A 6309-nucleotide genomic window follows, 5' to 3' on the forward strand; every position below is an offset into this window, starting at 1 on the left:
CCGGTTACATTCCGAACCCGGAAGTTAAGCTTCCCAGCGCCGATGGTACTGCACTCGGGAGGGTGTGGGAGAGTAGGTCACCGCCGCACAAATATTTAATAAAAGGGCCACCCTTCGGGGTGGCCCTTTTTTGTGTTCAATGGGTGCCGAGGGTGGCGGCCGCGACGACGAGGAGCATCGTGCCCGAGACGGCCGAGATCCGGCGGGCGGCCTTCGGGGTTCGCGTCAGGGCGTGGCTGGCGCGGGCCGTGGCCAGGGCGATCAGGCCGTACAGGATCCCGCAGTTCACGACGTGGAGCAGGCCGAGGAAGGCGAGTTGGAAGCCCAACGGGACGCCGGTTCCCGTGGAGATGAACTGCGGCATCAGCGACAGGTAGAGCAGCACGCCCTTCGGGTTGAGCAGGGCCGTGAGCATGCTCTGCCGCAACACCGTGCCCGTGGGCTGAGGGGACGCGCCGGGGGGCTGGGTGGCGGGGTTCCTCAGTGACGCAAGGGTCCTGATCGCGAGGAAGATCAGGTACGCGGCGCCGGCGTACCGCATGGCGGGCAGTGCGGCGGGGACCGCGCGGAATGCGGCGGCGAGGCCGGCGGCGGCCAGAACGGTGTGTACGGCGTAGCCGGAGCAAATGCCCGCCACCGCCGTCAGCCCGGTGCGCCGGCCCTGGCCGAGCGAACGGGCCATGGCGTAGAGCATGTCGGGGCCCGGGGTGCAGATGAGCAGTAGGTCCATGCCCAGGAAGAGCAGCAGCAGTCGGGTGTCCATGGGTTCCACCTCCTTACGTGACGGTAATAGAGGAGGGTTGGCACCCGATGGTGCATTCGTGCTGGCCAGGCCCCAGAAGTGGCAGGATATTGCGCTGTGGACAGAGTCGACCGCAGGATCCTTCAAGAGCTGCAGCGGGATGGGCGGCTCAGCAACACCGAGCTGGCCGACCGAGTCGGGCTGACGCCGTCGCCGTGCCTGCGCAGGGTGCGGCAGCTGGAGGAGTCCGGCGTCATCCGTGGATATCGAGCGCTGCTCGACGGGGCCGCCGTGGGGCGTGGGTTCGAGGCGTTCGTCACGGTCGTGATGAGGTACGAGGATCACGACACAGTGGCCGAGTTCGAGCGGCTGGTGGCGGGGATGGCAGAGGTGGTGGAGGCGCACCGGCTGTTCGGGGACCCGGACTTCTTGCTGCGGGTGGCGGTGGCGGATCTGGCGGCGTACGAGCGGTTCTACTCGGAGACGCTCTCGGGGCTGCCGGGAGTGGCGCAGGTTACCTCTCATCTCGCGATGAAGGCCGTTAAACCGGACACGGGACTGCCGCTGGACGCGTGAGCCCGTACGCGTCCAGCTGACCCGGCCCCAGAAGGAGGCCGCACGCCCTTCCGAGACGTGCCTCGCCCGGGTGGAGGCGCTGGGCCGTCACCCGGGCGACGCGCGTGTGTGTGATGGGTTACTGCGGCAGGACCAGGAGGGCGTCGCCCACGCCGCGCTCCACGCCGTCCGAGGGCCGGTTGACCAGCTTGTTGCCGACCACCATCGCCGTCGAGCCGCCGCCGTCCAGGTTGACGGCCTGCTTCGCACCCAGCCATCGCATGAACTGGGCGGCCTCGTGGAAGTTCGCCCCGACGCTCAGACCTGGGTTGCGGCCGTCGATGGCGGCCAGGATGAGGCTGCCGTTGCTGGTGACGCCGAGGAGGGTGCGCGGGTGGCGGCGGAGGATCATGTTCACGGAGTCGTGGCCGTCGCGCTTGGCGGTGATCTTCACCTGGCCGTTGCGCACGAGGCCGACGTTGCCCGCGATGACGTTCAGGTCCGGGGTCAGCTTGACCGCCTTCTTGGTACGCAGGTCCACGACCTTGGTGTCGACCTTGACCGTCCAGTCCTGGAAAGCGTGCTCGTTGAGCCAGTCGGCGGCCAGGCCGTTGCCGTGCAGCACCCGCGTTCCCGCGGCCACCGCGGCGCCCGACTCGCGCACGCCGACGACCTTGCCGTTGGCGTCGAGCACGGCGTCGGTCCCGCCGGTGGGCGTCTTGGCTCCGTACTCCTCCGTGTACAGCACCAACTCGTCCGTCGCGGCGGCCCGGTTCACCCCGTTGACCTTGGTCTTCTGACCGTCCTGCGAGGTCGCGGTAACGCTGGTGTCCAGCTCCGTGATCTTGGCGGTGTGGCCCTTGAGGATCACGGCCGAGCGACCGGGGACGGCCTCGCTGAGCAGCTTGCCCCCGACCACGGACGCGCCGACGGGCTCGCCACGCAGTGCCTTGTCGGTGTGGATGTTGAAGAAGCCGCCGTTGACCCCGACGAGCGCGTGCTGGGCCTTGGACATCGACGAGACGGTCTCCCGCTTGGCCACGCTGGTGCCGAGCGAGGACACGTACGAGCCGCGGAACGTCCTGGCGTCGATCATCACGACCTTGACGTCCCAGGGACCGGTGGTCTTGAGGCCGTCGTCGCCGAGGTAGTCGACCTTGACCTTCAGCCCCGCGTCCTTGAGTTTCTTGGCCGTCTCCTCGGCCTTCTTCTTGTCATCGAGGGACCAGAGGCCGACCCTGACCATGTACACGGTCTGGGAGGGGGCGTCGGCGACGCTCGGCCGGATCACCTTCTGCACGCTGGGGGTCTCCCCGGCGGCCTCCACCTCGGCGGCCTTGGTCTCGGCGGTCGACTGCATCCCGTAGTCGCGGCCGCTCGGCATCAGCACGGTCACCGTGTAGCCGTCGGTCGACGTGCCGGCCTTCACGTCGTACATGTCGATGCCCTGAGCGACGGCGGTCGCCTTCTTGGTCGGCACGGGCCTGGTGCCCAGAGGGAACTTGGCCGACGGGAACCCCACCGACAACTGTTCCGCGAAGGCGGGCAGGGTGGTGAGGGTGAGGGTGGCGGCTATGGCCAGACCGCCGGCGAGGGTGCGTCGAGACATGGATTCTCCAGAGGGCGGAAAAGGGACCGCACCATACTGACGAGATCAAGGTCTCCAGGGCAGCCGAACGCGCCAATCGGCAGAAGAGGTTACAAGATTGACATCGCGCGCGGCTATGATCAGATACCATTCGTATATGACACGCATCAGCATGTGGTGGCGGCCGACAGACGGCCGCTGAATCCCCATGCACGGGCCGTCTCCGAGACGGCCCTCCGAGCGTGCGGGTCCTCTCCGGGACGGCAAGACCTAACGGAGAGAGACCGGAATGAACGACGTCGTGCTCACTGGTGACCGCCCGACCGGATCCCTGCATTTGGGCCACTATTTCGGCTCGCTGGCCAACCGGGTCAGACTGCAGGACACGTACCCGATGTACGTGCTGATCGCCGACTACCAGGTGATCACAGACCGCGACCTGCCCGGCGAGATCCAGCGCAACATCACCGAGCTGCTGCTTGACTACCTTGCGATCGGGATCGACCCGGCCAAGGTCACGATCTTCCAGCACAGTGCGATCCCCGAGCTGAACCAGCTGCTGCTGCCGTTCTTGAGCCTGGTGTCGGTGGCCGAGCTGGGCCGCAACCCCACGGTCAAGGACGAGATCGCACACAGCTCGCAGCAGGCGGTGAGCGGCCTGATGTTCACCTATCCGGTGCACCAGGCGGCCGACATCCTGTTCTGCAAGGGCACGCTGGTGCCCGTCGGCAAGGACCAGCTGCCGCACGTAGAGGTGACGCGGCTGGTGGCGCGCCGCTTCAACGAGCGGTACGGCGAGGTGTTCCCGTTGCCCGAGGCCATGATGGGAGAGCAGCCGATGCTCAAGGGGCTCGACGGCGGCAAGATGAGCAAGAGCCGGGGCAACGCGATCGCCCTGTCGGCCACCGAGGACGAGACGGCCGCTCTCATCCGCAAGGCCCGCACGGACTCCGACCGGTTGATCACGTTCGACGAGACACACCGCCCCGAGGTGGCGAACCTCCTCACGCTGGCCGGCCTCTGTCTCGGCCGCCCGCCGCAGGACATCGCCGAGGAGATCGGGTACGGCGGCGCCGCCGCGCTCAAGGGCCTGGTCACCGAGGCGGTCAACGAGTTCCTGCGGCCGATCAGGAAACGCCGCGCCGAGCACACCGAGGCCGATGTGCGGAGCGTCCTGGCCGCCGGAAATGAGAAGGCCCGGGAGCGGGCGATCACCACGCTTGACGAGGTACGGGCCGCTATGGGCTTCTGAAGGGAGTCCGGGCGACGGCCAGTTCGGTGGGCACGGAGCGCAGGGGGCGGCGGTGCCGGGGCCTGCGGAAGCCCGCGTCCCGGAGCAGGCCGGACACGTCTCGGAAGTCCCGCACCCTGCCGCCCGCCGCGACCAGATAGTTCAGGTCGAGCAGGTGCAGCAGGGTGCGGCTGGCCCGGCCCGGCATGACGCTGTCCCCGAACTGCTCGCCCACCACGATCGTCCCTCCCGGGTTGAGCGCGGCCGCCACCCGTCGCAGGAGCGTGGCCGCCTCCTGGTCGTCCAGCCCGTGCACGATGTTGAACAGCAGGACGATGTCGTACCCGTCGCCCAGGTCGTCGTCCAGGAACGACCCGGCGCGCGCGGTGAGCCGGGGATGGCCTGCGGCGGCTTCCAGCGCCTGCGGCAGGTCCAGCACCGTGGCGTGCAGCCGGGGGTGCCGCCGCAGCAGCTCCACGCTGAACTGGCCGTGACCGCCGCCCACGTCCAGCACCTGCCTGGAGCCGCGCGGCACCGGGATGGCCCGGGCCGCCGCCGGGGCCTGCTGCCTGGCCAGCGCCGCCGTCCACGCCTGGAACGACCTCGACAGGTCGGGATCGCCCTCCAGCAGGGCGTAGAACGGCGTGGCGGGCGCCCCGTCACGTACCGTCTTCTCCAGCCTGGGCCAGATCACGCACGCAGTACGTTCCCAGAACTCCAGCCCCGCCACCAGCGACGTCGGCGAGTCGGTCACGAACCACAGCCTCGACGCGCGGGTGAGGCGATACCGGTCGCCCCTGGCGCGCAGGTAACCGAGCCCGGTCAATGCGCGTAACAGCACGTCCGTGGAGCGGGGATCCAGGCTGAGCGCGGTGGCGAGCTCCCCGCTGGTTGATGGGTGCTCGCGCAGGGCGTCGAAGACGCCCATCCTGGCCGCCGCGACGAGCGTGTGGAGACCCAGGGCGCCGAAGTAGTCGAACATCGGAGGCACGATGGACAGCCGGTGCGCTGCCGCCTCGAGGGCGTTGAAGAAGAGGGGCACAAATGCGACGGTAGGCTACTCCGACCGGCGGATCCGGTACGCGGCGTCTCCTGCGCGGTCCACGTCGTCCTGACCCTCTCGGCCTCACTCATTTTGGAGGCGGTGGCGCACGTCGCGCACTTCGGCCGGGGCCCTTTGGCGGTTCGCTGGTCAGTGGCGTCGCACCTCGCGCCCTTTCCCTTCCATAAGGGACCGGTCAGCGGATTTCGCGGCGGAAGGACTCCAGGGCCAGCAGGGCCACGTGGAGCGACATGCACGACTCGACGTCGTCGAGGTCCGTGTCCAGGATGCGCTCCAGGCGGCGTAGCCGGTCGTAGAAGGCGGGCCTGGACAGATGGGCCTTCTGCGCGGCGACCGCCTTGTTACGCCCCGCGTCGAGGTAGATGCGCAGGATCCGGGTGAGGTCGCCGCCCCGCTGCGCGTCGTGCGCCAGCAGCGGCCCCAGCTCCCGCTCCGCGAACGTCTGCAGCCGCGCGTCATCGCGCAGCAGGTGCAGCAGCCCGCGCAGTCGCAGGTCCGGCAGCCGGTAGAAGGCCCGGCCGTCCGGCTGGCGAACGGCCACGTCGGCCACCTGCTCGGCCTCGAGGAAGCTGCGTCGTACGTCCCTGATGGACTCCACCACCGAGCCCGCCGCCAGCACGAACGAAGAGCTCGGCCGCCACAGCACGCGCAGCCGCTCGGAGAGCGCGGTCAGCGCGGGCTCGGCCTGGCTGCGGGGCGGGAGGGGCAGCAGGACCCCGACCCGCTCCTGGTCGAGCGCGCCGACCAGGGCGGGCAGACGGGCGTCGCGGCAGGCGGCGGCGGTGGCCTCGGCCAGCTCGCCGAGCTGCGCCTGGCCGTCGAGCGCCTGGTCGGCCGGGTCGGTGGGCCTGATGACCACGCTGATCAGCTTGCGGCCCGTGAGGGGTACGCCGACCGCGCGGGCGCGGGCGGCGGCCTCGTCGGGGTCGGCATAGGCGTGGGTCAGGATGCCGGTGATGATCGTGCCGTGCGCCTGGCGTTCGAGCGACTCCTGGTGGCGCTCCAGCAGGCGGCCCAGGGCGAGGGTCGTGGCGGCGCGCTCGGCCAGCACCATGTCGCGCGGTGTCGGTGGCGAGTCGCAGATCAGGATCAGCCGCCCCCAGTCCTGCCCGCGCGCCCCGACCGTGGTG

The 6309-nt window shown here is 69.6% G+C and carries 6 protein-coding genes and 1 rRNA gene; 3 read left to right on the forward strand and 4 right to left on the reverse strand.

What is annotated here, in order from left to right; genetic code table 11:
- Window positions 1-89: ribosomal RNA gene (gene rrf / locus AB0J09_RS53140) — 5S ribosomal RNA — on the forward strand; the annotation flags it as partial.
- A 47-nt stretch (window positions 90-136) separates the two neighbouring features.
- Here the strand turns inward: rrf and AB0J09_RS53145 are convergent.
- Window positions 137-763, reverse strand: a complete 627-nt coding sequence (locus tag AB0J09_RS53145; RefSeq protein WP_360709696.1) for a LysE family translocator — start codon at window positions 761-763, stop codon at window positions 137-139.
- 96 nt (window positions 764-859) lie between these two features.
- Between AB0J09_RS53145 and AB0J09_RS53150 the strand changes: the two genes are divergently transcribed.
- On the forward strand, window positions 860-1318 hold the full coding sequence (locus tag AB0J09_RS53150; protein WP_360709698.1) for an Lrp/AsnC family transcriptional regulator: 459 nt from the start codon (window positions 860-862) through the stop codon (window positions 1316-1318).
- Between the two features lie 118 nt (window positions 1319-1436).
- Here the strand turns inward: AB0J09_RS53150 and AB0J09_RS53155 are convergent, their stop codons facing one another.
- Window positions 1437-2906, reverse strand: a complete 1470-nt coding sequence (locus AB0J09_RS53155; RefSeq protein ID WP_360709700.1) for a phosphodiester glycosidase family protein — start codon at window positions 2904-2906, stop codon at window positions 1437-1439.
- 268 nt (window positions 2907-3174) lie between these two features.
- Between AB0J09_RS53155 and trpS the strand changes: the two genes are divergently transcribed.
- Window positions 3175-4137 (forward strand): tryptophan--tRNA ligase, encoded by a 963-nt coding sequence (trpS, locus tag AB0J09_RS53160; protein ID WP_360709702.1) that lies wholly within the window; start codon window positions 3175-3177, stop codon window positions 4135-4137.
- Here the strand turns inward: trpS and AB0J09_RS53165 are convergent.
- Entirely contained in the window at window positions 4124-5158 is a 1035-nt protein-coding gene (locus AB0J09_RS53165) for a methyltransferase (RefSeq protein WP_360709704.1), read from the reverse strand. The genes trpS and AB0J09_RS53165 overlap by 14 nt on opposite strands.
- A 196-nt stretch (window positions 5159-5354) precedes the next feature.
- Window positions 5355-6309 (reverse strand): helix-turn-helix domain-containing protein (locus AB0J09_RS53170; RefSeq protein WP_360709706.1); only part of this gene is annotated, 955 nt, incomplete at its 5' end.

Origin of the sequence: Nonomuraea sp. NPDC049784, assembly GCF_040659615.1 — a bacterium.
Lineage (GTDB): Bacteria > Actinomycetota > Actinomycetes > Streptosporangiales > Streptosporangiaceae > Nonomuraea.

Coding starts and splice junctions, on each gene's coding strand:
- AB0J09_RS53145 (WP_360709696.1), bottom strand. CDS start 763: ATGGACACCCGACTGCTGCTGCTCTTCCTGGGCATGGACCTACTGCTC.
- AB0J09_RS53155 (WP_360709700.1), bottom strand. CDS start 2,906: ATGTCTCGACGCACCCTCGCCGGCGGTCTGGCCATAGCCGCCACCCTC.
- trpS (WP_360709702.1), top strand. CDS start 3,175: ATGAACGACGTCGTGCTCACTGGTGACCGCCCGACCGGATCCCTGCAT.